The sequence below is a fragment of the Catenuloplanes indicus genome (assembly GCF_030813715.1).
Classification (GTDB): Bacteria; Actinomycetota; Actinomycetes; order Mycobacteriales; family Micromonosporaceae; genus Catenuloplanes; species Catenuloplanes indicus.
The window spans coordinates 6005647-6030420 of sequence record NZ_JAUSUZ010000001.1 but is presented as its reverse complement, the minus strand read 5'-3'; the positions used below and the strand labels follow the sequence as shown (position 1 = coordinate 6030420).

General features: G+C 70.7%; 24 protein-coding genes and 1 tRNA gene. 12 read left to right on the top strand and 13 right to left on the bottom strand.

Annotated features, from left to right (window positions below; all coding sequences use genetic code 11):
• Window positions 1–135 precede the first annotated feature (135 nt).
• Window positions 136–1080 carry a homoserine kinase gene (thrB, locus tag J2S42_RS27370; protein WP_307243570.1) on the bottom strand — a complete coding sequence of 315 codons (945 nt, stop codon included), beginning with the start codon at window positions 1078–1080 and terminating at the stop codon, window positions 136–138.
• Between the two features lie 79 nt (window positions 1081–1159).
• On the opposite strand from thrB, the gene J2S42_RS27365 reads away from it, so the two are divergent.
• On the top strand, window positions 1160–1522 hold the full coding sequence (locus J2S42_RS27365; RefSeq protein ID WP_307243568.1) for a hypothetical protein: 363 nt from the start codon (window positions 1160–1162) through the stop codon (window positions 1520–1522).
• Here J2S42_RS27365 and J2S42_RS27360 read toward each other — a convergent pair.
• Window positions 1512–1700 (bottom strand): type II toxin-antitoxin system antitoxin, encoded by a 189-nt coding sequence (locus J2S42_RS27360; protein ID WP_307243567.1) that lies wholly within the window; start codon window positions 1698–1700, stop codon window positions 1512–1514. The genes J2S42_RS27365 and J2S42_RS27360 overlap by 11 nt on opposite strands.
• 13 nt (window positions 1701–1713) lie before the next feature.
• Entirely contained in the window at window positions 1714–2580 is an 867-nt protein-coding gene (locus tag J2S42_RS27355; RefSeq protein ID WP_307243565.1) for an SPFH domain-containing protein, read from the bottom strand.
• Between the two features lie 520 nt (window positions 2581–3100).
• Here J2S42_RS27355 and J2S42_RS27350 point away from each other — a divergent pair.
• Window positions 3101–3442: a hypothetical protein gene (locus J2S42_RS27350; protein ID WP_307243564.1), complete on the top strand. Its 342-nt coding sequence runs from the start codon at window positions 3101–3103 to the stop codon at window positions 3440–3442.
• A 124-nt stretch (window positions 3443–3566) separates the two neighbouring features.
• Here the strand turns inward: J2S42_RS27350 and J2S42_RS27345 are convergent, their stop codons facing one another.
• A complete protein-coding gene (locus tag J2S42_RS27345; RefSeq protein WP_307243562.1) occupies window positions 3567–4772 on the bottom strand; it encodes an MFS transporter in 1206 nt (401 codons plus the stop codon).
• Between the two features lie 71 nt (window positions 4773–4843).
• Window positions 4844–8116: an efflux RND transporter permease subunit gene (locus J2S42_RS27340; protein ID WP_307243561.1), complete on the bottom strand. Its 3273-nt coding sequence runs from the start codon at window positions 8114–8116 to the stop codon at window positions 4844–4846.
• Window positions 8117–8277: 161 nt separating this feature from the next.
• On the opposite strand from J2S42_RS27340, the gene J2S42_RS27335 reads away from it, so the two are divergent.
• Together J2S42_RS27335 and J2S42_RS27330 are read left to right on the top strand one after the other, a co-directional pair.
• A complete protein-coding gene (locus tag J2S42_RS27335; protein WP_307243559.1) occupies window positions 8278–8754 on the top strand; it encodes a MarR family winged helix-turn-helix transcriptional regulator in 477 nt (158 codons plus the stop codon).
• Window positions 8755–8791: 37 nt separating this feature from the next.
• Window positions 8792–10678: an MFS transporter gene (locus J2S42_RS27330; protein ID WP_307243557.1), complete on the top strand. Its 1887-nt coding sequence runs from the start codon at window positions 8792–8794 to the stop codon at window positions 10676–10678.
• Between the two features lie 13 nt (window positions 10679–10691).
• On the opposite strand, the gene thrC is transcribed toward J2S42_RS27330, so the two are convergent.
• Complete coding sequence (gene thrC / locus J2S42_RS27325) at window positions 10692–11741, bottom strand: threonine synthase (protein ID WP_307243555.1); 1050 nt, start codon at window positions 11739–11741, stop codon at window positions 10692–10694.
• A 251-nt stretch (window positions 11742–11992) separates the two neighbouring features.
• Here thrC and J2S42_RS27320 point away from each other — a divergent pair, with 251 nt between their 5' ends.
• Both J2S42_RS27320 and J2S42_RS27315 read left to right on the top strand, forming a co-directional pair.
• Entirely contained in the window at window positions 11993–12490 is a 498-nt protein-coding gene (locus J2S42_RS27320; protein WP_307243553.1) for a hypothetical protein, read from the top strand.
• 152 nt (window positions 12491–12642) lie between these two features.
• On the top strand, window positions 12643–13188 hold the full coding sequence (locus J2S42_RS27315; protein WP_307243551.1) for a hypothetical protein: 546 nt from the start codon (window positions 12643–12645) through the stop codon (window positions 13186–13188).
• 234 nt (window positions 13189–13422) lie between these two features.
• Here the strand turns inward: J2S42_RS27315 and J2S42_RS27310 are convergent, their stop codons facing one another.
• Genes J2S42_RS27310 through argS form a run of 3 tightly spaced genes read right to left on the bottom strand, consistent with a single transcriptional unit; the run spans window position 13423 to window position 17759 of the window.
• Entirely contained in the window at window positions 13423–14730 is a 1308-nt protein-coding gene (locus J2S42_RS27310) for a homoserine dehydrogenase (RefSeq protein ID WP_307243549.1), read from the bottom strand.
• Window positions 14727–16079 carry a diaminopimelate decarboxylase gene (gene lysA, locus J2S42_RS27305; protein WP_307243547.1) on the bottom strand — a complete coding sequence of 451 codons (1353 nt, stop codon included), beginning with the start codon at window positions 16077–16079 and terminating at the stop codon, window positions 14727–14729. The genes J2S42_RS27310 and lysA overlap by 4 nt, the downstream gene beginning before the upstream one ends.
• Window positions 16080–16082: 3 nt before the next feature.
• Window positions 16083–17759, bottom strand: a complete 1677-nt coding sequence (gene argS / locus J2S42_RS27300; RefSeq protein WP_307243546.1) for an arginine--tRNA ligase — start codon at window positions 17757–17759, stop codon at window positions 16083–16085.
• Window positions 17760–17865: 106 nt separating this feature from the next.
• Between argS and J2S42_RS27295 the strand changes: the two genes are divergently transcribed.
• The 3 genes from J2S42_RS27295 to J2S42_RS27285 all read left to right on the top strand — a co-directional run bounded on the left by J2S42_RS27295 (window position 17866) and on the right by J2S42_RS27285 (window position 19512).
• Window positions 17866–18642: a thioredoxin-like domain-containing protein gene (locus J2S42_RS27295; RefSeq protein WP_307243544.1), complete on the top strand. Its 777-nt coding sequence runs from the start codon at window positions 17866–17868 to the stop codon at window positions 18640–18642.
• A 6-nt stretch (window positions 18643–18648) separates the two neighbouring features.
• Entirely contained in the window at window positions 18649–19308 is a 660-nt protein-coding gene (locus J2S42_RS27290; protein ID WP_307243542.1) for a DUF305 domain-containing protein, read from the top strand.
• Window positions 19309–19440: 132 nt separating this feature from the next.
• Window positions 19441–19512: transfer RNA gene (locus tag J2S42_RS27285), tRNA-Arg, on the top strand.
• A gap of 52 nt (window positions 19513–19564) precedes the next feature.
• Here the strand turns inward: J2S42_RS27285 and J2S42_RS27280 are convergent.
• Together J2S42_RS27280 and J2S42_RS27275 are read right to left on the bottom strand one after the other, a co-directional pair.
• Entirely contained in the window at window positions 19565–20539 is a 975-nt protein-coding gene (locus J2S42_RS27280; RefSeq protein WP_307243540.1) for a hypothetical protein, read from the bottom strand.
• A 32-nt stretch (window positions 20540–20571) separates the two neighbouring features.
• Entirely contained in the window at window positions 20572–20928 is a 357-nt protein-coding gene (locus J2S42_RS27275; RefSeq protein WP_307243538.1) for a hypothetical protein, read from the bottom strand.
• A 58-nt stretch (window positions 20929–20986) separates the two neighbouring features.
• Between J2S42_RS27275 and J2S42_RS27270 the strand changes: the two genes are divergently transcribed.
• Window positions 20987–21586: a sulfite oxidase-like oxidoreductase gene (locus J2S42_RS27270; protein ID WP_307243536.1), complete on the top strand. Its 600-nt coding sequence runs from the start codon at window positions 20987–20989 to the stop codon at window positions 21584–21586.
• Window positions 21556–22287, top strand: a complete 732-nt coding sequence (locus tag J2S42_RS27265) for a ferredoxin reductase (RefSeq protein WP_370879272.1) — start codon at window positions 21556–21558, stop codon at window positions 22285–22287. Before J2S42_RS27270 ends, J2S42_RS27265 begins: the two co-directional genes overlap by 31 nt.
• Window positions 22288–22290: 3 nt before the next feature.
• Here the strand turns inward: J2S42_RS27265 and J2S42_RS27260 are convergent, their stop codons facing one another.
• On the bottom strand, window positions 22291–22860 hold the full coding sequence (locus J2S42_RS27260) for a dTDP-4-dehydrorhamnose 3,5-epimerase family protein (RefSeq protein ID WP_307243534.1): 570 nt from the start codon (window positions 22858–22860) through the stop codon (window positions 22291–22293).
• 86 nt (window positions 22861–22946) lie between these two features.
• On the opposite strand from J2S42_RS27260, the gene rfbB reads away from it, so the two are divergent.
• Complete coding sequence (gene rfbB, locus J2S42_RS27255) at window positions 22947–23906, top strand: dTDP-glucose 4,6-dehydratase (protein ID WP_307243533.1); 960 nt, start codon at window positions 22947–22949, stop codon at window positions 23904–23906.
• 44 nt (window positions 23907–23950) lie between these two features.
• Here rfbB and J2S42_RS27250 read toward each other — a convergent pair whose 3' ends face one another.
• Window positions 23951–24685, bottom strand: coding sequence for a polyprenol monophosphomannose synthase (locus J2S42_RS27250; RefSeq protein WP_307243531.1), 735 nt, complete (start codon window positions 24683–24685; stop codon window positions 23951–23953).
• Window positions 24686–24774: the final 89 nt, after the last annotated feature.

The window sequence follows — 24774 nt, the reverse complement described above, 5'->3', positions numbered from 1 at the left end:
GCCGTGACATCTGCGGAACGGCGTCATGCCTAGGCAGGAGGTGAGACGGGCTGACCGCCGAAAGCTTCGGGGGTGCACCGACCCGCAGGAGATCATCGCTTGCTTCGCGGTCGTGCTGCTAGGTCTAGAGCGTAATCAACTCTTGCGACCTGCGGCAATAGTGTACCGCTCGGCGTGTCCCAGTGTACTACCGGACAGTCCCGCACCGTCCGCGTCCACCGACATCGGCGTGGCGGCCCAGCCGTCCCCCGCCTCGAAGTCACCGGGTACCTGCGTCAATGCCAGCACCGAGGGCCCGGCGCCACTGATCACGGCGGCCACCCCGGCTGCGCGGAGCCGTTCCACCAGCGCCGCGCTCGCCGGCATGCCGGGCGCCCGATAGTCCTGGTGCAGACGGTCCTCGGTGGCCGGCAGCAGCAGCTCCGGCGCGGCCGTCAGCGCGTGTACCAGCAGCGCCGCCCGGCCCGCGTTGCGCGCCGCGTCCGCGTGCGGCACCTCGGCCGGCAGCGCGGCCCGCGCGTGCGCGGTCAGGCCGCGGACGTCCGGCACGAAAACCGTCGGACGCACGGCTGCGGACGGCGTCAGCCGCACCGCCCGCGCGCCGCCCTCGCCGGTCCAGGCGATGGTGAAGCCGCCCAGCAGGCACGGCGCCACGTTGTCCGGATGGCCCTCGATCTCGTTCGCCAGGCGCAGCGCGGCCGCGTCGTCCATCAGCTCGTGCCCGCCAGCCACCAGCGCGCGGGCCACCTCGATGCCGGCCACGATCGCGGCGGACGAGGAACCCAGGCCGCGTGCCTGCGGGATGCGGTTGTCGCACTCCAGCGCCAGGCCGGGCGGACGCGCGCCGAGCACGTCGAATGCGGCGTACGCGGCGCGGGCCACCAGGTGATCGGCGCCGTCCGGGAGCTCACCCGCACCCTGGCCGGTCACCGAGACCGTGCAGCCGCGGTCCGTCACCCGGCCGGTCACGTGGTCGTGGAGCGCGAGCGCGAGGCCGAGCGCGTCGAACCCCGGGCCGAGGTTCGCGCTGGTGGCGGGCGCCCGCACGGTGACGGGGGCACTGACGAAGGAGAGAGCCACCCGATCAGCCTAGGAGGTCGGCCGATCCGGCTCCGCGCGGGTGGCGTACCGGTTGCGGCCCGCGATTAGCCTGCCGACCATGTACTTCTTCGCCGCCGTGACCTCGCTGCCGATGCTGATCGCCGGCGTGGCCGGGCTGGTCCTGGTCCGCACGCGCGCCGGATCGCTCCCGCCGCGCACCGCGCGCTTCGCCACCATCGGGCTCGCGCTGCTGCTGGCCTCCACGGTGCTCGGCATGTTCTGGCAGATCGCGACGCCGATGGTCATCGAGGCCACCGGCACGTCACTGTTCGGCGTCTACTCGTTCGCCCAGTGGATCGTCACCGGCGGGCTGTCCGTCGCCGGCCTGGCCCTGCTGATCGCGGCCGTGCTGGCGCGCGCCACGCCGCGCAACCCGTGGGAGGCCGCGGACCCGGGTCCGCGGCCTCCGTTCATTCAGTAGCGTCGTCCGCCTCCGGCTCCGGGACGGGCTTCGGTTTCCGTCCCGCGGCCCGCAGCGCCTGCCGCAGCGCGAACTCGATCTGCGCGTTCACGCTGCGCAGGTCGTCCGCCGCCCACTTCGCGACCGCGTCGTAGACCTGCGGGTCCAGGCGTAACAACAGCTTCTTGCGCTCCGGCATCGCACAGCGCCTCTCAGGAGTACAGCGACCCCGCGTTGACCACCGGCTGCGCGGCCCGGTCGCCGCACAGCACCACCAGCAGGTTCGCCACCATCTGGGCCTTGCGCTCCTCGTCCAGCTCGACCACGTGCTCGGCCCGCAGGCGCTCCAGCGCGTTCGACACCATGCCGACCGCACCCTCCACGATCTGGAACCGCGCGCCGACGATCGCGCTCGCCTGCTGCCGCGCCAGCATCGCCTGCGCGATCTCCGGAGCGTAGGCCAGGTGGGTCGTCCGGGACTCCAGCACCTCCACCCCGGCCCGCTCGAACCGCTCCCGCAGCTCAGCGGTCAGCTCGTCGCTGACCACCGAGCTGTCCCGCAGGCTGGACCGGCCGGTGTCGTGCGCCTCGTACGGGTAACTGGTCGCCAGGTGCCGCACCGCGGTCTCCGCCTGCACCGCCACGTACTCGATGTGGTCGTCCACCGCGAACACCGCCGCGGCCGGATCCACCACCCGCCACACCACGACCGCGGCGATCTCCACCGGGTTACCGTCCGCGTCGGACACCTTCAGCCGGTCGGTCTCGAAGTTGCGCACCCGCAGCGTCACCCGCCGCCGCGCGGTGAGCGGCAGCGTCCACTGGAGACCCTCGGTCCGGATCACGCCGAGGTAGCGGCCGAAGAACTGGACGACCTGCGCCTCGTTCGGGTTCACCACCACGAAGCCGGTCGAGACGACGGCGAGGATCAGAGCGTAGACGGCCGCGGTGATCCCGACGACCACCTCACCGCCGTCCGCCTCCACGAACGGCAACGCCACTGCCGCCGCAGCGACGGTGAGCAGGACCAGCAGGCCGATCACCAGGAAACCGCCGACCCGGAAGACTCGTCGCTCCATGACATCTCCCCCATATCGAAGTGATATCACGATGCTAACACCGGGGGACAAGGGGCCGGGGGTGGGCCGGTGGGCGTCCTCTGCAGAGCAGGTCGACCGCGCGCCTCCGGCAGGGCGGGGCGACGGCGCGGATTTTGGGCAGAGCAGGTCGGCGGCGGGGCGGGGCATGCCTCCGGCGGGTCGCCGACTCCGGTGCATGGCGGGGCTTCCAGCGGTTGCGGGGTCCGTGGGGCCGGCTGTTTCTTCGTGGGTGGTGCGGGTTGCGTCTGTGGGCCGGGATGCTCCGGCGGTGCCGGTTTTGCGCTGGCGCACGAAAGCGAAAACCGCCACCGTTTCGCTCGGCGGTACTTCAATTGGTGAAAAGCCGCGTAGTGCCACCTATCACCGTCGGGCTCGGCCTGGCCGTATAAGCCTATCGCGATCGTGGTGCGCGGCGCCGTGTATCGCGTGCGGGCCGGAAGGTCGCGTATCGCGAATGGCGCACGATGTGTGTAGGCCATGCGGCCGTATCGGGGCGGTAATGATCGCGGCCCTGTGGAAAGCTTTTCTCATGCGGCAATCGCAGTTGTTCACGTCGGCGGAGATGGCCGAGATGCGGGATCGGACCGCCTCTCGAAATTACTCTGCTGCGCGTGACGAGTTCCGCCGAATACATGAGCGGCGCCGATATTGGGGAAGTGCCGCGGCCAAGTTCCGCAGCTGGTCGTGTTTCGCTGCCGTCGAGGACAACGCGGCACATGGCAACGAAGCCGGCACCGCGCTTTCCGGGATTAATGCTCGTCGTGGATCGCGGCGCTCGACGAAACGCCGAAAGGCGAACCCCGCCACAACGCTATGCGGGAGCGGCGAAGCCGGAAAGTGAATCGACACGGGCCGCGCGCATATGGCACAAGAGCAGCGAGCTTCGCCATTTCGATCGAACAAGTCGCCGCGGGCGTTCCGCACGATATTGCGAAGTGCGGCGCGTCATCGGCGGCCGGGGTCGCTCACGCAGTTTTGCGGTTGCGGGTGGCGATGGCCCAGCCGCAGGCGTAGAGAACGGTGACGGTGCCGCTGGCGATCATGATGTGGCGGGGGGCGACGTGGTCGATGGTGGCGGCGACGGCCAGTTGGCTGATCGAGATGGCGATCGTGGTGAGCATCAGGTCGGTGGCGAAGACGCGGCCGCGCAGCGTGTCGGGGACCGCGCCCTGGAGGGCGAAGTTGGAGAGCATCCAGTTGGTGCCGCCGGCGAAGTGGGCGACGAAGACCAGGGCGACCAGCAGTGGGAACCAGGGTGCGAAGGCGGCGGAGGCGTAGGCGAGCCCGTAGACGGCCATCGAGATGGCGAGGCCGGGGAGCAGCCAGTTCCGGTGGTCGAGGAGGCGGCGGGTGACCAGGGGGCCGGCCAGGACGGCGGCGCCGCGGGCGGCGAAGAGGATGCCGACACCGGCGGGCCCCACCCCGTAGGCGGCGACGACCAGGGGGAAGGCGGCGATGACGCCGTTGCCGAGCCCGACGGCGGACTTGACGGTGATCAGGGCGCGGAGGCGCGGGCTGGCGGCGATGTGGTGGATGGCCTCGCGGATCGCGGCGAACGGGTGCGGGGGTGGGCCGTCCGGGGTGGCGGTCTGGAGCGGGCGGCGGATGCGGGAGGTGAGGAGCGCGGCGATCAGCAGGCCGGCGCCGGCCATCGCGAAGCAGGCATACGGGCCGGCGAAGCCGCTGACCACGCCGCCGACCGAGGCGCCGACCACGACCATGATGCCCCAGGCGCCACCGGCGAGCGCGTTCGCGTCGGGGAGGTCCTCGGGGTCGACCACGTTGGGCAGCGCGGCCTGGGCGGCGGGCGTGTAGAACGCCTTGGCCACCGCGACCGCGGCCATCGCCAGCAGCGCCAGCCAGGCGGTGCCGGCGTCCTGGACCGTGAAGAGCAGCAGCGACGCGGCGAGCGCGGCCAGGTTCGCGACGATCATCACGGTGCGGCGGTCGACCCGGTCGACGACCGTGCCGGAGTACGGCAGGAGCAGTGCGTTGAGGCCGGTGTCGACGGTCATCACGAGCGCGCCGAGCACGCCGCTGCCGGTCAGGTCGGTGAGCAGCACGAGCAGCGGGACCATGATGAACCAGTCCGCGCCGAAGACGACGAGTTCACTGAGGTAGAGCCGCCGGAAGTCCGGGTTCCGGGCCAGCAGCGACAGGGGTGAACTCACAGTGGCACCTTACCCAAATGATCAAGGCGCCTCCCGGAAGGATCCGGGAGGCGCCTTGCATCAGGTGATGGCTACTCCTGCGGCGGCAGCGGGGACTTGTTGCTGCGTGGCAGGCGGAGCACCTCGAACTGGTCGGTGCCCTCGCGGAGCGCGCCCGACGGCGCGGCGGGCGGCTCCGGCGTGGTCTCCGGCACCGAGTCGACCCGGTCCACCGGAGCGGCGGCGGGGGTCGGCGCCGGGACACCGGCCCGCGCCTTCTCCGCCTTGCGGGCCTCGCGCTCGGCACGCCGCTCGCGCCGGCCCTCGACCAGCGTGTAGAGCGCCGGCACCAGCAGCAGCGTGAGCAGCGTGGAGCTGATCAGGCCGCCGATCACCACGACCGCGAGCGGCTGCGAGATGAAGCCGCCCTCTCCGGTCAGGCCGAGTGCCATCGGGGTGAGCGCGAAGATGGTGGCGATCGCGGTCATCAGGATCGGCCGCAGCCGGTGCCGGCCGCCCTCGATCACCGCCTGCTGCACGCCGTACCCCTGCTTGCGGTACTGGTTGATCAGGTCCATCAGCACGATCGCGTTCGTGACCACGATGCCGACCAGCATCAGCACACCGATCAGCGCGGGTACGCCGAGCGCGGTGTCCGTCGCGAGCAGCAGCAGGATCGCGCCGGTAGCCGCGAACGGGATGGAGACCAGCAGGATCAACGGCTGGATGATCGAGCCGAACGTCGCCACCATGATGATGAAGACGATCGCGATCGCGGCCAGCACCGCGAGACCCAGCTGCTGGAACGCCTCGTTCTGGTCGGCGCTGACGCCACCGATCTCCCAGCTCGCACCGGCCGGCGGGGTGAGCTCGTCCAGCTCGGTGGTCAGCGCGGTGGTGGCCGCGCCGACGTTCGAGCCGCTGACCGTACCGGTGACGGTGACGCTGCGGTCGCCGTTGATCCGGGTGATCTCGACCGGGCCCTGCACCTCGTTGACGTCCGCCACGTCGTCCAGCGGCACGATGCCGCCCGGCGTCTGCAGCGGGTACGCCCGGAGCGCGGCCAGGTCGGCCGGTGCGGTGCCGCCGAGGTCCAGCACGACGTTGCGCTCGCCGGCGCCGGTCAGCGTGACCTGGCCGATCGGCGCGTCCCGGAACGCGCCGGAGACCAGCTGGCCGATCTGCGCCTCGGAGAGACCGCGCGCGGTGGCCGCGGCCCGGTCGACCGTGATGTCGATCCGCGGCACGCTCTCGGCCAGGTCGCTGGTCACGTCCGTGACGTCCGGCGTGGCCGCCATCGCGTCCTGCACCTGCTGCGCGGCGGCGGCGAGTGCGTCCGCGTCCGCGGCCTTGACCACGACCGCGAGTTCGTTGCCGCTGAAGCCGCTGCTGGAGTCCGCGCCGACGGTGATCTCGCCGGCCGACGGGCCCAGGTCCTCGAACTCGCCGCGCAGCTCCTCGGTGAACGCCTCGGTGTCGACGTCCTCCTCCAGCGTCACGGAGTAGCTCGCGGTGTTCGCGCCGCTGCCGCCGCCGGTGAACAGCGCGGACTGGCCGCCGCCGCCCACGGTCGCCTGGTACGACTTCACCTCGCCCGCGCCGGACAGCACCGCCTCGACGCGCTTGGCCTGCGCGTTCGTCGCCTCCAGGCTGGTGCCGATCGGCATCGTCTGGGAGATGCTCAGCGTGTCCTGACCGGACTGGTCGATGAAGTTCGTCTTCAGCTGGGTGGCCAGGCCGCCGGTGATCGCCAGCACCACGACACCGATTCCGATCGTGGTCCAGCGCCAGGTGGTGGCGAACCGGATGACCGGCAGGTAGGAGCGCTGCAGCGGGCTGCGCAGCTCCTTCTCCTCCGCGGCCCGGCGGGCGACCTCGGCCTCCTCCGCGGTGCCCTTCGGCGGGCGGAGGAACCAGTACGCCAGCACCGGCACGATGGTCAGCGACACGATCAGCGAGGCGATCAGCGCGACCGTGACCGTGATGGCGAACGGCGCGAAGAGCTGGCCGACGAAACCACCGACCAGCGCGATCGGTGCGAACACCGCGACCGTGGTGAGCGTGGACGCCAGCACCGCGCCGGCGACCTCCTGCACACCGGTGGTGATCGCCTGCAGCTTCTCCTCGCCGTACCCGAGATGGCGTTTGATGTTCTCCAGCACCACGATGGAGTCGTCGACCACGCGGCCGACCGCGATCGTGAGCGCGCCGAGCGTGAGCAGGTTGAGCGAGTAGTCCTGGATCCACAGCGCGATCAGCGCGACCAGCACGGACAGCGGGATGGAGACCGCGGTGACGATCGTGGACCGGACGGACAGCAGGAAGACCAGGATGACGATCACGGCCATCACCAGGCCGAGCATGCCCTCGGTGGCCAGGCTCTCGATCGACCTCTCGACGAACGGCGCCTGGTCGAAGACGACCGTGAGCGTGACGCCGCCGGCCGCGGCCAGCTCGGGGAGCCGGTCGCGAATCTCCTCGGAGATGCGCACCGCGTTGCCGTCCGGCGTGGCGGTGACGGAGATGCCGAGGCTGTCCACGCCGTCCGTGCGCGTGTAGGACGTCGGTGCGGCCTGCACCTCGGCCACGGTGGCGACGTCGCCGAGCCGGACCGCGCGCCCACCCGTACCGGTGAGGTAGATGTTCTGCAGGTCTTCCAGCGTGGTGATCGGCGTGCCGACCTGCACGGTCAGCGTGCGGTCGCCCTCGCTCAGCGTGCCGGCCGGGACGGACACGCCGTTCGCCTGGAGCGCGGTGGCGATGCCGGCCGGGTTGACACCGGCCGCGCCGAACTTCGCCAGGTCGGGCGTGATGGCGATGCTGGACGTGCGCGCGCCGGTGACCTCCGCGGTCCGCACGCCGTCGATGCCCTGCAGCTCGGGCAGCACGCTCTCGTTGAGCGCGGCCGCGAGCGCCGCCTCGTCCGTGCCGCCGGACGCGGCCAGCACGATGGCCGGCAGGTCGGCGGTGCTGCCGGCGAAGACGGTCGGGTCGACGTCCTCCGGCAGCTGGGCGCGGATCCGGCCCAGATTGCTCTCGATCTTCGAGACGGTCTGGGTCAGATCGGTGCCGAACTCGAACAGCACCTGGACCGTCGCCACGCCCTCACTGGTGGTCGAGGTGACCTCGTCGAGGCCCTCGATCCCCTGGACGCTGTTCTCGATCGGCTCGGTGACCCGCTGCTCGACGATCTCCGGCGACGCCCCGGGGTACGAGGCGAAGATGAACGCGGCGGGAAACTCCAGCGAGGGCAGGAGCTGCTGCTTGAGGGACGGGATGGCGAAGGCCCCGAAACCGGTCACGATGATCGCGATCAGGGCGATGAGACCCCGGTTCGCGAGACTCAGTCTTGCGAGCAAGGACATGAGCAGACTCTTCTCCTGCTGGGGTAAGTTAGCTCGACACGAATAGTTTGCCTTACGCGAACAAGTTGCCCACAATCGGGGACATCCCGTAGTTCACAGGGACCCGTTGCTCACGGGGACCGTTGTTCAGCAGGACAGACGGCGAAACGGCAGGAGACGCGGTGGCCGACGAGGACAAGGACCGGCTGATCGCGCAGATCATGGACACTCAGCGACGCATGCAGTACCTGTTCGCGCACGATCGGTCCAACCCGCTGTTCGACGCGCATCTGACCATGCCGCAGCTCAAGATCCTACTCATGCTGGCCGCGGGCGACGGCGCATCCGGGCAGGAACTGCAGCGCTTCATGGGCGTCAGTCTGGCCACCGTCACCGGGATCGTGGACCGGCTGGTCGCCCACGATCTGGTGGAGCGACATGAGGACCCCAACGACCGGCGGGTACGCCGGGTGATGCTCACGCCGCACGGCCGGCAGACCGTGGAGCGGATCATCATGGCCGGTGCCGAACGCCAGGCCCGGGTGCTGTGCCGGATGTCCGCCGCGGATCTGGGCGTCATTCTGCGGGCCTCGGAGCTGCTGGTCGACGCGGCGGAGGCGGACGCGGCCGAAGAGCGCGCCACCGAAAACCTCCATTAGCGAAAAATTATCTGTTTTGTCCACATAGCCTGTGGGCATGGCCCGCCGTACGCTCACGCTCTGCGCGCTGCTCGGCGTGCCGCTGCTGGCCGGCACGAACCACACCTGGCACGGCCCGGCGCTGCGCGACCTGGCCACCGAGATCGGCGGGCCGACCCGGGCCGCCTGGATCATCTCCGCCTCGCTGCTCGCCGCGATCACCGCGGCGCCGCTGGCCGGCCGGCTCAGCGACCGTTACGGGCCGAAGCCGATGCTCCAGGCCGGCCTGCTGGCCGCGGCCACGGGTGCCGCGCTGGGCGGGCAGGCCGGCTCGATCCGTACGCTGATCTGGGCGCAGGTGATCTACGGCGTCGGCGCCGGCACCTCGCTGGTCCTCAGCCATCTGCTCACCGCGCGGCTGGCCGGGGCCGAGCAGCGGGCGCCGTTCCAGAACGCGTTCGGCGTCACCTACGCGGTCGCCGGCGTGCTCGGGCCGGTCCCCGGCGGGCTGCTGGCCGACGCGCTCTCCTGGCGCTGGCTGTTCCACGTGACGGCCGGGACCGCGCTCGTGCTGCTGGTCGTCGTCACGCTCACCGTCTCCGGCGCGCACCCGCGCGAACGCGTACCGCTGGATCTGGCCGGCGTCACGCTGATGGCGCTGATCGGCGCGGGCGTGCTGATCGCGGTGTTCTGGGCCGGCTCGCCGGGCCGCGGCCTGCCCTGGACGCTCGGCGCGGCCGCCGTGACCGCGCTGCTGATCGCCGTGTTCGTGCGGGTGGAGCGCCGGGCCGCGGTGCCGGTGCTGCCGCCGGTGCTGTTCACCGGCACGGTGTTCCCGACCGCGTCGGCGATCGGCCTGCTCGGCGGCGCCGCGCTGTTCGTGACCGTGGCCAGCCTGCCGCCGTACCTGCAGATGGCCCGTGGCGGGAGCCCGGCCGCGTCCGGGCTGGCGCTGCTGCCGCTCTCCGCCGGGATGCTCCTCTCCGTGGTCGCCGGGCAGGTGACCGTGGCCCGGATCGGCCGCTACCGCATGCTCACGCTGGGCGGCAGCATGCTGGTCGCGGTCGGCCTGTTGATCCTGGGACGGATGGAGGCGGACACGCCGCTCGCCGTGATCCTGCTGGCCACGCTGCTGATCGGGCTCGGCCTCGGGCTGGTCTTCCCGCTCGTGCAGCTCGCCGTGCAGAACGCCACGGACGCCCGGCACCTGGGCGTGGCCACGTTCGCCAGCCTCTACTTCCGCTGGTTCGGCGGCGCGGTCGGGCCGGTGCTGTTCGCCGCGATCGTCGCCGGGTCGCTGCCGCCGCGGCTGTCCGACGCGAACGTGATGAACACGCCGCAGACACCCGAGGGCGTGGCGCTCTACCTGCGCGTCTACACCGACGGCGTGCACGCCGGGTTCCACACGCTCGCGGTGCTGCTCGGCCTGGCCGTGGTGCTGTCCTGGCTGCTGGCCGAGGTGCCGCTGCGGGTGACGTCGCCGGTGCTGGCGCCGGAGATGTTCGGCATGGCACCGGCCACCCGCCCGGTCGACGAGCTGGAGCGGGTGCTGGCCGCGCTGGCGCTGCGCGAGGACGCGGAACGCCTCTACGGCGAGCTGGCCACGCGCGCCCGGACCGGCGTCGGCCCGGGCGCGACCTGGCTGCTCGGCCGGATCGGCCGGAAGGGGACGATGCGCCTGGACGGGCTGCCGGCCCACCGGCTGCTGCCGCCGGACCGGGTGACCGGCTGGCTGGCCGAACTGCGGCAGGCCGGGTTCGTCGCGGGTGAGCACGACCTGACGCTCACCCCGGAGGGCGACGCGGTCTGGCAGCGGCTGGCCGAGGCGCGCACCGAGACACTGGCCCGGCTGCTGGACGGCTGGCACCCGGAGATGAGCCCGGAGGTGGTGGCGCGGCTGCGCCACCTGGCCCGCGACATGCTCGCCGGCCCCTCCCCGCGCTGACCGGCGCCGGGTGCTACGCGAGGTCCAGCGACCGCGCGGCAGCGAGCACGTCGTTCGGGATCGTGGTCGGGGACGGGGCGGTGGAGATCGCCCACTCCGGGTCCTTCAGGCCGTGGCCGGTGACCGTGCACACCACGGTCGAGCCGGCCGGCACCTTGCCCGCCTCGGCCTGCTGGAGCAGACCGGCCACGCTGGCCGCGCTGCCCAGTTCCACGAACACCCCGACGGTACGGGCGAGCAGCCGATATGCCGTCAGGATCTCCCGGTCCGTGACGGCCGCGATCAGGCCCCCGGACGAGTCCCGCGCGTCGACCGCCTTGGTCCAGCTGGCCGGGTTACCGATCCGGATCGCGGTGGCGATCGTGGACGGCTCGCGCACGGCCTCACCGTTCACGATCGGCGCGGCGCCGGACGCCTGGAAGCCGAACATCCGCGGGGTCCGGGTGGCGTTGCCCGCGGCCTTGTCCTCCTGGTAGCCCATCCAGTACGCGCTGATGTTGCCGGCGTTGCCGACCGGCAGGCAGTGGATGTCCGGCGCGTCGCCGAGCGCCTCGACGATCTCGAACGCCGCGGTCTTCTGCCCCTGCAACCGGTCCGGGTTGACGGAATTGACCAGCGCGACCGGGTAGTCCAGCGACAGCTTCGAGGCGAGCGCGAGGCAGTCGTCGAAGTTCCCGGACACCTGGAGCAGCTTGGCGCCGTGCACCAGCGCCTGGCCCAGCTTGCCCAGCGCGATCTTGCCCTGCGGCACCAGCACCGCGCAGGTGATGCCGGCCCGCGCCGCGTACGCCGCGGCGGACGCGCTGGTGTTGCCGGTGGACGCGCAGATGATCGCCTTGGCGCCGTCCTCGACCGCGCGGGAGACCGCCATGGTCATGCCCCGGTCCTTGAAGGAACCGGTCGGGTTCGCGCCCTCGACCTTGAGGTAGACGTCGGCACCGGTGCGCGTGGAGAGCTCCGGCGCCGGTACGAGGGGCGTGTTCCCCTCGTGCAGGGTGATCACCGGTGTCGCCTCGGTGACCGGCAGCCGGTCCCGATACGCCTCGATCAAGCCACGCCACATGATGCTCTCCTCAGTCGGCATACAGCCCTGAGGCCCTAGCCTGCCCTACCCGAGTGCACCCGGTCGAGGACACTCCGGGCCGTACCCACCTGGCGGGACATGACCTGCCTGAGCGGGTGATTCCTACCCCGGCGTCCACGCCGTGCCCGCCGGTGGCACTTTTCCGGGATGTCCCGTGAGCCCCTGGTCCGGCATATTTTTCCGTAGCGCCGGGGGGCGCGCGCCACAGACTTTCGACCGAGGGGCACGACATGAGCGGCGACTTCACCGACACCGACCTGGACACCACCACCGAGGCCGACGCGTACGAGACCGCGCCGCTGCACGACTCGTTCCTCCAGCCGGCCGAGGGCGCGTACGAGATGGTGGAGATCGACCAGTACGGCGTGACCACCACGCACGTGGACGTGAACGCTGACGGCGTCGCGGACTACGCCAACGTCGACGCGGACGGCGACGGTGACTCGGAGATGATTTACATGGACTCCGACGGCGACGGCCGGCAGGACACCGTCGGCATCGACACCAACGGCAACGGCTGGCTGGACCGGGCGGAGTCCGACGTGGACGGTGACGGCGTGCCGGACGGCGTGGCGACCGACACCGACGAGGACGGCCTGGCCGACGTGCTGGAGATCGACGAGAACGCGGACGGCGTCACGGACTACACGTTCGCGGACACCGACCTGAACGGCACGCTGGAGTCGTTCACCGTGAATCTCGGGAACAGCCCGTACGCGGCCGCCTGACCATCCGGTGAACCATGCGACGGCCGCCTCCGTAAGTGCGGTCGGTGATCAGTGATGGCGCCCGCATGGTCTTACCGGTGAGCACTCACCCCTGGCACATTCCCTGACGCGCCGGCGCGGCGCGGCACACATCGGCATCGAAGGGCACAGACATGAGCGAGGACTTCAGCGGTATCGACACCCCCACGGACGAGGCTCCGGTGGAGTTCGAGACCGTCTCGCTGAACGACGAGCTGGCGGCGCCGGCCGAGTACGAGAACGTGCTCACCGACACGGACACGGCCGGTAACACGTACACGTACATCGACACCGACGGTGACGGCGCGACCGACTACTCCAGCCTGGACGAGAACGGCGATGGCGTGGCCGAGGCGGTCTGGGCGGACACCGACGGCGACGGCCTGAACGACACCGCGGCCACCGACACCGACGGCGACGGCCTGCTCGACTACGCGGAGGCCGACATCGACGGCGACGGCGTGACCGACGGCGTGGCCACGGACACCGACGCGGACGGCCTGGTCGACGTGCTGGAGATCGACGAGGACGGCGACGGCGTGGCCGACTACACGATCACCGACACGGACCTGAACGGCACGCTGGAGTCGGTCACCTCGGACGGCAGCACGGTCAACCTGGAGGACGGCTCCACCACCGGTGCCCCGTCCACCACGGCGGACCCGTTCGCGGCCGCCTGATCTCCCTGATCGCACGCCCGGGGCGGTGGATCCACGGATCCGCCGCCCCGGCGGTGTTCGGGCAGTGTTCGGGCGCGAAGCGCCCGTCCCTCGCGAGCCGCGCCGCGGACGCGACCCGCGACGGGAATCGCGAGCGTGACCCCCCACTCCACCGGCAGGGAGGCCGCCCGCGGCCGACCGGTGCCCGCGGGAGCATGCGGCACCGAGCCACGCCGGAAGCGGGAATATCAGCTTCTAATCGTCGCCCTCGACGCGCAGCACGCTGGCGATGCTGCGGACGATGTCCAGGTGGCGGAGTTCGTCCACGGTGGCGGCCAGCGCGGCGTCGCGCGCGGTGTGCGTGACGATCACCAGGCTGGCCTCGTCGCCGTGACCGGCCTGGCGGACCGTGGCGATCGAGACGTCGTGCTTGGCGAAGACGCCCGCGACCTGGGAGAGCACGCCGGCCCGGTCGGCCACGTCGAGGCTGACGTGGTAGCGGGTGATCGCGTCGCCCATCGGGCGGATCGCCAGCTTGGCGTAGGCGGACTCGCTCGGCGCCCAGGTGCCGGCCAGCCGGTTGCGGGAGACCGCGACCACGTCGCCGAGCACCGCGCTCGCGGTCGGCGTGCCACCGGCGCCGCGGCCGTAGAACATCAGCTGCCCGGCCGCCTCGGCCTCGACGAACACCGCGTTGTACGCGTCGCCGACGCTGGCCAGCGGGTGGCTGCGCGGGATCATCGCGGGGTGGACGCGCACGCTGACCGACTCGGCGCCGTCCGCGTCGACGGTGCGGGCCGCGATGCAGAGCAGCTTGATCGTGCTGCCCATGTCGCGTGCGCTGGCCACGTCCGCCGCGGTGACCTCGGTGATGCCCTCGCGGTAGACGTCCGCCGCGGTGACCCGGGTGTGGAACGCCAGCGACGCCAGGATCGCGGCCTTCGCACCGGCGTCGAAGCCCTCCACGTCAGCGGTCGGGTCGGCCTCCGCGTAACCGAGCGCGGTCGCCTCCTCCAGCGCCTCCGCGAAACCGGCACCGGACGAGTCCATCGAACTCAGGATGAAGTTCGTCGTGCCGTTCACGATGCCGGTGACCCGGTTGATCCGGTCCCCGTGCAGCGACTCGCGCAGCGGGCGGAGCAGCGGGATCGCACCGGCGACCGCGGCCTCGTAGTAGAGGTCGGCGCCGCCCTCGGCCGCGGCGTCGTGCAGCGCGCCACCGTCCTCGGCCAGCAGCGCCTTGTTCGCCGTGACCACGCTCTTGCCCGCGCGCAGCGCCTCGACCAGCCACGTTCGCGCGGGCTCGATGCCGCCGACCACCTCGATCACCACGTCGACGTCGTCGCGTTTGATCAGGCCGAGCGCGTCGGTCGTGAAGATCGACGGGTCGACCGGCAGGTCACCGCGGTCACGGCCGATCCGCCGCACGGCGATGCCGACGATCTCGAGCGGCGCGCCGATCCTGGCCGTGAGGTCCTCGGCCTGGTCGTGCAGCAACCGCACGACCTCGGCGCCGACCGTGCCACAGCCGAGCAGGGCCACGCGAACAGCTGGTTTCGTCATCCCACATCCAATGCGAGCAGATCCGCTTCCGTCTCCCGCCGCACGATGACGCGCGCCGCACCGTCCCGGACGGCGATCACCGGCGGGCGCGGCACATGGTTGTAGTTACTGGCCATGCTGCGGCAATACGCGCCCGTGCCCGGGACTGCAACAAGATCTCCGGGCTGCACGTCGGCGGGCAGGAATTCATCCTTCACCACGATGTCCCCGGACTCACAGTGCTTTCCCACCACCCGGGCCAGAATCGGCTGTGAGTCACTTCTCCGGGACGCGACCGTGGCGCTGTAGGACGCGTCGTAGAGCGCGGTGCGGATGTTGTCGCTCATCCCGCCGTCGACGCTGACGTAGGTCCGCATCTCGAGTTCCTTGACCGTGCCGACCTCGTAGAGCGTGAACATCGCCGGGCCGACGATCGCGCGGCCGGGCTCGATCGAGACGTGCGGCTTGACCAGCTGCTGCGCCTCGCACTCGTCCTCGACGATCTTGCGCATGCGGTCGGCCAGGTCCTTCGGCGCGGACGGGTCGTCCTGGGTGGTGTAGGCGATGCCGAAACCGCCGCCCAGGTCGAGCTCCGGCAGGTCCACGCCGCGGGCCTGCTTGATCTCGCCGACCAGCTCCAGCACGCGCCGCGCGGCCAGCTCGAAACCGCTGGTGTCGAAGATCTGGCTGCCGATGTGCGAGTGGAACCCCCGGAGTTCCAGCGTTCCCTCGTCCAAGACCTTCAGAGCCGCACGGTACGCGGTGCCGCCCGCGATGGAGAAGCCGAACTTCTGGTCCTCGTGGGCGGTCGCGATGAACTCGTGGGTGTGTGCCTCGACGCCGGGTGTGACGCGGATCAGGACTTTCTGCTTTATGCCGCGCTCTCCGGCGATGGCGGTCAGGCGGTCGATCTCGTGGATCGAGTCGACGATGATCCGGCCCACGCCGGCGTCGACCGCCCGCTGTAGCTCGGCGACCGACTTGTTGTTGCCGTGGAAGCCGATCTTCTCGGGATCCATGCCGGCCGCGAGCGCGGTGGCCAGCTCGCCGCCGGAGCAGACGTCCAGGTGCAGGCCCTCCTCCGCGATGATTTTCACGACCGCCTTGCAGAGGAACGCCTTGCCGGCGTAGTAGACGTCGGCGTCATGGAACGCGTCGCGGAACTCCCGGCAGCGGGCCCGCATGTCGTCCTCGTCCAGGACGAACGCCGGGGTGCCGAACTCGTCCTTCAGCGCCGCCACGGACTTGCCGGCGATCTCGACCACGCCGTCCGTACCGCGGGCGACGTGCCGGGGCCAGAGCTGCGGGAGGAGCGCGTTGACGTCGTCGGGCGTGCGCAGCCACTCGGGGCTGGTGATGTGCGCGCGCATGCCTTACATCCTCTCCGGGGCGGAGACGCCGAGCAGGGACAATCCGTTGGAGATCACCGTTCGGGTGGCGTCGTTCAGCCAGAGGCGTGCCCGGTGCAGCTCGGTGAACTCGTCATCGGCCTGCGGCAGGATTCGCTGGACCTTGCCGTCGATCTTGGTGTCGTAGAACCGGTGGTAGTCGCCGGTCACCTTCTCCAGGTAGCGGGCGACGTGGTGCGGCTCGCGCAACTCGGCCGCGGTGACGACGACCGCCGGGTAGTCCGCCAGCGTCTTGAGCAGCTCAAGCTCCTTGTCCAGGACGAGCAGCTCCGGCTTGAAGTCCTCCGCATCGCCACGGCTGTGGCCCGCGTCCACCGCGTTGCGGTCGACACTGGCGGTCCGGGAGTGCGCGTACTGCACGTAGTAGACCGGATTGTCGTTCCGGGCGCTGGTCCACAGCTCCACGTCGATGTCGATCTGGGAGTCGGACGAGTAGCGGGCCAGCGCGTAGCGCGCCGCGTCCACGCCGATCGCGTCGACCAGGTCCTCCAGCGTCACGACCGTACCGGCGCGCTTCGACATGCGGACCGGGGCGCCGTCGCGGACCAGGTTGACCAGCTGGCCGATCAGGATCTCCAGGTTGACCTTCGGGTCGTCGCCGAAGCAGGCGGCCATCGCCTTCATCCGGCCGACGTAGCCGTGGTGGTCGGCACCCAGCATCAGCACGGCCTTGTCGAAGCCGCGCTCGCGCTTGTTGAGGTAGTAGGCACAGTCCGCGGCGAAGTAGGTCCAGTCGCCGTCGGACTTGCGCAGCACCCGGTCCTTGTCGTCGCCGAAGTCGGTGGTGCGCAGCCAGACCGCGCCGTCCCGCTCGTACGTGTGGCCCTGGGCGGTGAGCCGGTCCAGCGCGTGCTGCAGCGCACCTTGGTCGTGCAGGTCCTTCTCGTTGAAGTACGTGTCGAAGTGCACGCCGAAGTCGGACAGGCTCTTCTTGATCTCGGCGAACATGAGCTCCACGCCGTACCGCCGGAACTGCTCCTGGGGGTTGTCGCTCGCCAGGATGCCGGGGTGTTCCGTGACCACGGTCTGCGCGATCTCGGAGATGTAGGCGCCACCGTAGCCGTCCTCCGGCGCGGGCTCGCCCTTGGCGGCCGCGAGCAGCGACTTCGCGAACCGGTCGATCTGCGAGCCGGCGTCGTTGAAGTAGTACTCCGTGCCGACGTCCGCGCCGGTCGCGCGCAGCAGCCGGGCCAGCGCGTCGCCGACCGCGGCCCACCGGACACCGCCGATGTGCACCGGACCGGTCGGGTTCGCCGAGACGAACTCCAGGTTGATCCGCTGCTTGGCCAGCTTGTCGCTCGTGCCGTAGTCCGCACCCGCGGTGACCACCTGCCGGGCCAGCTCCGCGATCGCGGCCGCCTCCAGCCGGATGTTGAGGAACCCGGGACCGGCGATCTCGACCGCCCGGATGCCCTCGTGGGCCTCCAGCTCGTCGGCCAGCGCCTGAGCCAGGTCGCGGGGCCGCATGCCGGCCTTCTTGGCCACCTGCATCGCGATCGTCGATGCGTAGTCGCCGTGCCCGGCTTCGCGCGGACGCTCCACCGAAATCGACGCGGGGAGCAGGGACGGGTCCAGGCCCTTGGCCGCGAACACGGCCCGGGCTGCGGCGAGGACGACCTCGGAGAGCGCTGCGGGAGTCACCGAGCCATGCTATCGGGGGTAGACTCGGGAACTTGGTGGCGGCCCGGTTACTCCTATATCTGGGGCGAGCACCCTCCCCCGAGACCGATCGACCTGACGAGGCATGATGAGCATCAGCACGCAGGGCGGCCCCGAGCGCCGGCCCTCCGTCGTTAAGCCGGCTGCCGGCGCCAAGCCGAATTCCCCGGGGGACGGCAAGCCCGCCCGCCCGAGCGGTGGAAAGGGCAAGGGCCCGCGCAAACCGGTCACCCCGGTCAAGGTCGCCCAGCAGCGCAGTTGGGGCCCGATCCTACTGTTCGTGGCCGTCGGCGTCCTCGCGGTCGGCATCATCGGGTACGGTGCGTTCGCCGTGATCAAGGGCAGCGAGTCCTGGGAGGACCGCGCCGCCGGCATCGACGGCATCGTGAACTACCGCGAGACCGACCCCGGCATGCTGACCGCGAACCACAAGAGCGGCCCGCAGACCTACAAGACCACCCCACCGGTCGGCGGCGACCACAACACCGCCTGGCAGAACTGCATGGGCGACGTCTACGACGCGCCGATCGCGAACGAGCACGCGGTGCACAGCATGGAGCACGGCGCGGTCTGGGTCACGTACAAGACCGGTCTGCCGCAGGACCAGATCGACAAGCTCGCCGAGAAGGTCCGCGGCAACGAGTTCACGCTGATGAGCCCGGTCGACGGCCTCTCCAACAACATCTCGCTGCAGGCCTGGGGCTACCAGCTGAAGCTCGACAGCGCGGACGACGACCGCATCGACACGTTCATCCGCGCGCTCCGCATCAACGCCACCCAGGAGCCGAACGCCGGCTGCTCCTCCGGCGTCACCGCCACCGGCACCACGCCGCGTGACATCGGCGGCATGCAGCAGGGCAGCTGACCCTCCATGAGCTCCGCCACCACCTCTTCCGAGCCGTCCACGGACGGCTCGGAGGAGCCTTCCCCCGCCCGCCGTCTCGGCACCCTGTGGCTCGCGCTGGCGATCGTCGCCGGCCTGGCCCTCGGCTACACCGCCGGCCTCCTCACCCCGTCCGTCACCGCCCCCGGCGACGACTCGGTCGAGGCCGGCTTCGTCCGCGACATGTCCACCCACCACGCCCAGGCCGTGGAAATGGCCATGATCATGCACACCAAGGCCCAGGACGAGCAGGTGGCCTCCCTCGCCGCGGACATCGCCATCACCCAGCAGGGCCAGATCGGCACCATGAGCGCCTGGCTCCGCGACTGGAACCTCAACCCCACCGGCGAACAGCCCCGGATGGCCTGGATGCCCAACTCCCAGGGCAGCCTCACCAACGGCCTGATGCCCGGCATGGCCACCCCCGAGCAGCTCACCGCCCTGCGCGCCGCCACCGGCGTCGAGGCGGAAAAGATGTTCCTGGACCTGATGCTCACCCACCACCTCGGCGGCATCCACATGGCCGAGGAGGTCGTCGACCTGAGCGACAACAAGGACATCGACTGGCTGGCGGGCACGATGGTCGCCAGCCAGCAACGCGAGATCCAGGCCATCCAGGTCATCAAGACCGAGCTCCCGGCCAACTGACACACCGGTGCTTCCTGCTCCGCCAGAGCGGCTCGGCCTCCCGGCCGCGCCGCTCTTCGCTTCCCGCCCCGCCACCCCGGATACCGATTCGCGGTGCGGCCGAGGGGTTTGCTAGTCTCTAGGAGTCCTTGAGCCCCCGTAGCTCAGGGGATAGAGCGTCGCCCTCCGGAGGCGAAAGCGCAGGTTCGAATCCTGCCGGGGGCACCGAAAGCTTAGAGGCTCCTTGTCCGCCAGGTGCGCGGACCGGGAGCTTTCGTTATTTCTGCTCCGGGGCCGAGCCCCCGGAACCCCACGGTCGGGGCTGAGCCGCGTTGCCGGGCGGCAGAGTCCTCGCATCGAGAAATCGCTCTGGCTCGATCGGGACCGTCGTGGTCCGAGGTCGCTGGCCCTGCCCGACCCGGCGGTAGCGGCCGGGGCGTGGGGCGGGGGCGGGGAGGGATGGGGCGGGGAGCAGGCGTAAGGGGAGGGTGAGCGCGGTCAGGGCGAGGGCGGTCAGCAGCAAGGTCCAGGGGGTGCTGAACTCGATCGGGAGCGTCAGTCGGCCGCTGCACCACGCAAGAGCCCACAGCGCGGCGATGTCGGCGGGGAACTGGATTACGGCGCCCCACCGTTCCGGGATCGTCAGGCGGAGGAAGCCGAGCAGCGCGGCCAGGAGCAGGAGACCGGGGAGGGTCTGCTGGCCGGTGGCGAACCACAGCACGAGGGCGCAGGCCAGGAACGTGAGCTGGCTCGTGGCCCACTGCCACATGCCCGCCGGGAGCAACGCCTGCGCGCTGCTGTGGACGGCGGTCATGGCCAGCGCGGCGGTGACGTAGACGGGCCAGCCGCCGGTGACCGTGACCGGGATGCCGGTCAGCCGGACGGCCTGCACCGCCAGGTAGAACGACACCGGTGCGCCCACGGCGGTGAACAGGATGAACAACAGCACGGGGCTGATCGACTTGACCAGTGGATGCGGCTCGGTCTCGGATTTCAGCGGCTCGTCGCCGGACGGGTCGGGCACGATCCGGATGCGTGCGCCGAGCATCATCAGCGGGGCGAACGGTACCAGCACCAGGACCGTGAAAGCCATGCCGGCGGCCACGGTGAGGGCGGCGACGATGCCGCCGAAGGCGAGGCGGGCGGTGAGTGAGCCGTCGATCTCGAAGCCGGGGACGTAGTGGTCGGCCGCCCAGGCGCCGAGGGTCGCGGTCGCGATCCAGAGCGGGATCCGCCAGGGCTGTCCGCGCATCACCCGAGTGTTCCACCCGGCGGCAAGGCCGGTCATTCCTCGTGTTCGAGGATTTCCTGGTGGGCCAGCTGGGCCAGTTCCTCGACCGCGCTGAGCGGGATGAGCAGGGCGATGTCCCAGGCCTCGTCGTCGGCGCCGACCAGGATGCTGGCGTGGCCCTCGGTGGTGGACCAGTAGACGGGGGCGCCGGCGGCGGTGCCGACGGCCAGGGAGCGGTGGCTCAGGCGGTCGGCGGTGCGGATGTCGATGAGGCGGGTGAGGTCTTCGAGGGTGGCGCGGATGTTGAGCTGCCAGTCGCGGGTGGCGAGCTTGACCAGGGCGGGGCGGTGGCCGGTGGGGTCGGTGGAGAGCGCGGCCTCCATGCTGACGTCCACGGTCCGGTCGGTCATGATGAAAACCATAGCGACGGGCGGCGGTGGGGCACATCAGGCGCGGCATACTGAGGCGATGGCGACCCTCTCGCCCGGTTTTCGCGGCCGATCCCGCGAAGCGGAGCCGAAGCTTCCACCCGGGCAGTATCTGACACATGACTTTCCGGTGCTGTCCGCCGGTCCGACCCCCAAGATCCCGACCGAGCGGTACGAGTTCACGATCGGCACCGAGACCGGGGAGAAGCATTCCTGGTCCTGGGACGAGTTGCTGAAGCTGCCGGCGGAGACGCCGACGGTGGACATCCACTGCGTGACGAAGTGGTCGAAGCTGGGCACGTCCTGGAAGGGTGTCTCGCTGGACACGCTCTTCGAGGACGTGGAGAGCGCGGCCGACTACGCGATGGCCCACTCGTACGGCGGCTACACCACGAACCTGCCGCTGGACGACCTGCTGGACGGGCAGTCCTGGCTGGTCTACGAGTTCGAGGGCGAGCCGCTGCACCCGGAGCACGGCGGGCCGGTGCGGCTGCTGGTGCCGCACCTCTACTTCTGGAAGTCGGCGAAGTGGGTGCGCGGCATCTCGCTGATGCTGGACGACGAGCCGGGCTTCTGGGAGGCGGCCGGCTATCACGAGTACGGGGACCCGTGGCGCGAGCAGCGATACCAGGGCGACTGAGCTGGCGTACGGCCACGCTGGCCGAGGCCCGGGCGGAGAACGCGTCCGCACGCACGCTGGTGTTCGACGTGCCGGGCTGGCCGGGGCATCTGGCCGGGCAGCACGTGGACGTGCGGCTCACCGCGGACGACGGGTACACGGCGCAGCGCAGCTACTCGATGTCGGCGCCGGCCGACGGCGAGCGCGTGGAGATCACCGTGCAGACCGTGGCGGACGGTGAGGTCTCGCCGTATCTGGTGGACGTGCTGGCCGTGGGCGACGCGGTGGAGCTGCGCGGCCCGATCGGCGGCTGGTTCGTCTGGCGGCCGGAGCAGCTGGACCCGGTGCTGCTGGTGGCCGGCGGGTCCGGTGTGGTGCCGCTGATGGCGATGATCCGGGCGCGGCGGCGGGCGAACAACCGCTCGGTGTTCCGGCTGATCTACTCGGTGCGGACGCCGGACGACGTGTACTACGCGGACGAGCTGCGCCGCCGGGCGCGGGACGACCACGGGCTGGAGGTCACGTTCGTCTACACCCGGTTCGGTGCGGACGCGCACCGGATCACGGTCGCGGACGTGAACACGCACGGCTGGCCGGCGGCGCTGGAGCCGGCCTGTTTCGTGTGCGGGCCGACCGGGTTCGTGGAGACGGTGGCGGACATCCTGGTCGCGCTCGGCCACGACCCGCGCCGGGTCCGGACCGAGCGGTTCGGCCCCAGCTAGCGGCTAGGGCGCGAGATAACCGGGTAGCAGCCCGGCGGCCCGGGCCTCGGCGAACGACGGAGCATTCGTGTCCTTCCCGGACAAAACGGGCGAGGAGGCGGGCCAGTCGATCGCCAGGTCCGGGTCCATCGGGTGGATGCCGTGCTCCGCGGCCGGGTTGTAGGCGGTCGACACCAGGTACGTCATGGTGGCGTCGTCGGTCAGCGCGCAGAAACCGTGGCCCAGGCCCTCGCTCAGGTAGACGGCGCGGCGGGCGGTGTCGTCCAGCACCACGCCCTCCCACGCGCCGAACGTCGGCGAGCCCACCCGCAGGTCGACCACCACGTCGAGCACGGACCCGCGCGCGCAGGTGACGTACTTCGCCTGGCCGGGCGGCACGTCCGCGTAGTGGATGCCGCGCACCACACCGGCGGCGGAGACGGAGATGTTGCCCTGCGTCATGGTCACCGGGCGGCCGAGCACCTCGGCGAGCTTGTCGAACCGGAGCCATTCGGTGAAGCTGCCGCGCGCGTCGCCGTGCACCACGGGCGTGACCTCGTAGGCGCCTTCGATGCTCAGGGGGCGGATCTTCATCGGCTCACCTACCAGTCGTTTCGCAAGATTCTTTCACTCTACCGAGCCGCGGGGTATCCCATAATGGCTGGTCGTAGGCTCGGTCCATGAGACTTCTGGTCACCGGCGGCGCCGGCTTCATCGGGTCCCATCTCGTCCGGGAGGCGTCCTCCTACCCCGGCCTGGAGGACGCGCGGATCACCGTGCTCGACGCGCTCACCTACTCCGGCAACCGGAAGAACCTTGATTCGGTACGGGACATCCGGTTCGTGCACGGTGACATCTGTGACGCCGCGGTGGTGGACGCGCTGATGGCGGAGACCGACGCGGTCGTGCACTTCGCGGCCGAGACCCACGTGGACCGCTCGATCGACGGTGGCGCCGCATTCGTGCGCACCAACGTGCTCGGCACCCAGGTGCTGCTGGACGCCGCGACCCGGCACGGCGTGCGGCGGTTCGTGCACGTCTCCACGGACGAGGTCTACGGCTCGATCGAGACCGGCTCGTGGCGCGAGGACTTCCCGGTCGCGCCGAACTCGCCGTACTCGGCCGCGAAGGCCGGGTCGGACCTGCTGGCGCTCGCCTACCACCGCACGCACGGGCTGCCGGTGCTGGTCACCCGTTGCTCGAACAACTACGGGCCGTACCAGTTCCCGGAGAAGATCATCCCGCTGTTCGTGACGAACCTGCTGGACGGGGGCACGGTGCCGCTCTACGGCGACGGCGGCAACGTGCGCGACTGGCTGCACGTCGACGACCACTGCCGAGGTATCGCGCTGGTGCTGGCCGGCGGCCGGGCAGGTGAGATCTACAACATCGGCGGCGGCACCGAGCTGACCAACCGGGAACTCACCGGCCTGCTGCTCGACGCCTGCGGCAAGGACTGGGACTCGGTGGTCCCGGTCGAGGACCGCAAGGGACACGACCGCCGCTACTCGGTGGACATCACAAAGATCAAGACCGAGCTCGGGTACGTACCGCAGAAGGACTTCACGGCCGGCCTGGCCGAGACGGTCGCCTGGTACCGGGACCACCGCGCGTGGTGGGAACCGCTCAAGAAGGCCTGACCGCACGGGGGTACGACCGGGTCGTACCCCCGTGATCGGGTTTCTCAGACCTTGCGGCCGAAGCGCAGGCGCCACGGCATCAGCGCGGACTCGATCTGCACCGCGAGGCTCATCTTCGAGACGCCGTCGGCCCGCTGCTCGAAGCGGATCGGCACCTCGTAGATCTTCCCGCCGTGCCGGACCGTGCGGTAGTTCATCTCGACCTGGAACGCGTAGCCGTTGCTGTGGATCGAGGCGACGTCGATCGTGCGCAGCGTCTCTGCCTTCCACGCCTTGAAGCCCGCGGTCACGTCCTTCACGCCGAGGCGGAGGATCGTGTTGACGTAGAAGTTCGCCCAGGCGGACAGGAACTTGCGGTGCAGGCCCCAGTCACCGGCGACCGAGCCGCCGGAGACGTACCGCGAGCCGATCACCACGGCCGCGTCCGTGGACAGCAGCTTCTCCACCATGACCGGGACGACCGAGGCCGGGTGGGACAGGTCCGCGTCCATCTGGATCACGACATCCGCGCCCTCGTCCAGCGCACGGCCGATACCGGCCACGTAGGCGCGGCCCAGACCGTCCTTGGTGGTGCGGTGCAGCACGCCGAGCGACTGCGGCGACTCGAGCGCGAGCTTGTCGGCGAGTTCACCGGTGCCGTCGGGGGAATCGTCGTCGACCACCAGGACGTGGAGGTTCGGCAGCCCGAGGGCGGACAGCATCTCGACGAGCCTGGGAAGATTGTCCCGCTCGTTATAGGTGGGGACAACGACCGTGATCTTGGGGGAGCTGTCTCCCATATCTGTGCCCTCTTACCCTGCTACTAGATCCGACATCCAGGCGACGGGCCGACGCCGACGCCACTGTTGACCGCCATTTCAACCCCGAA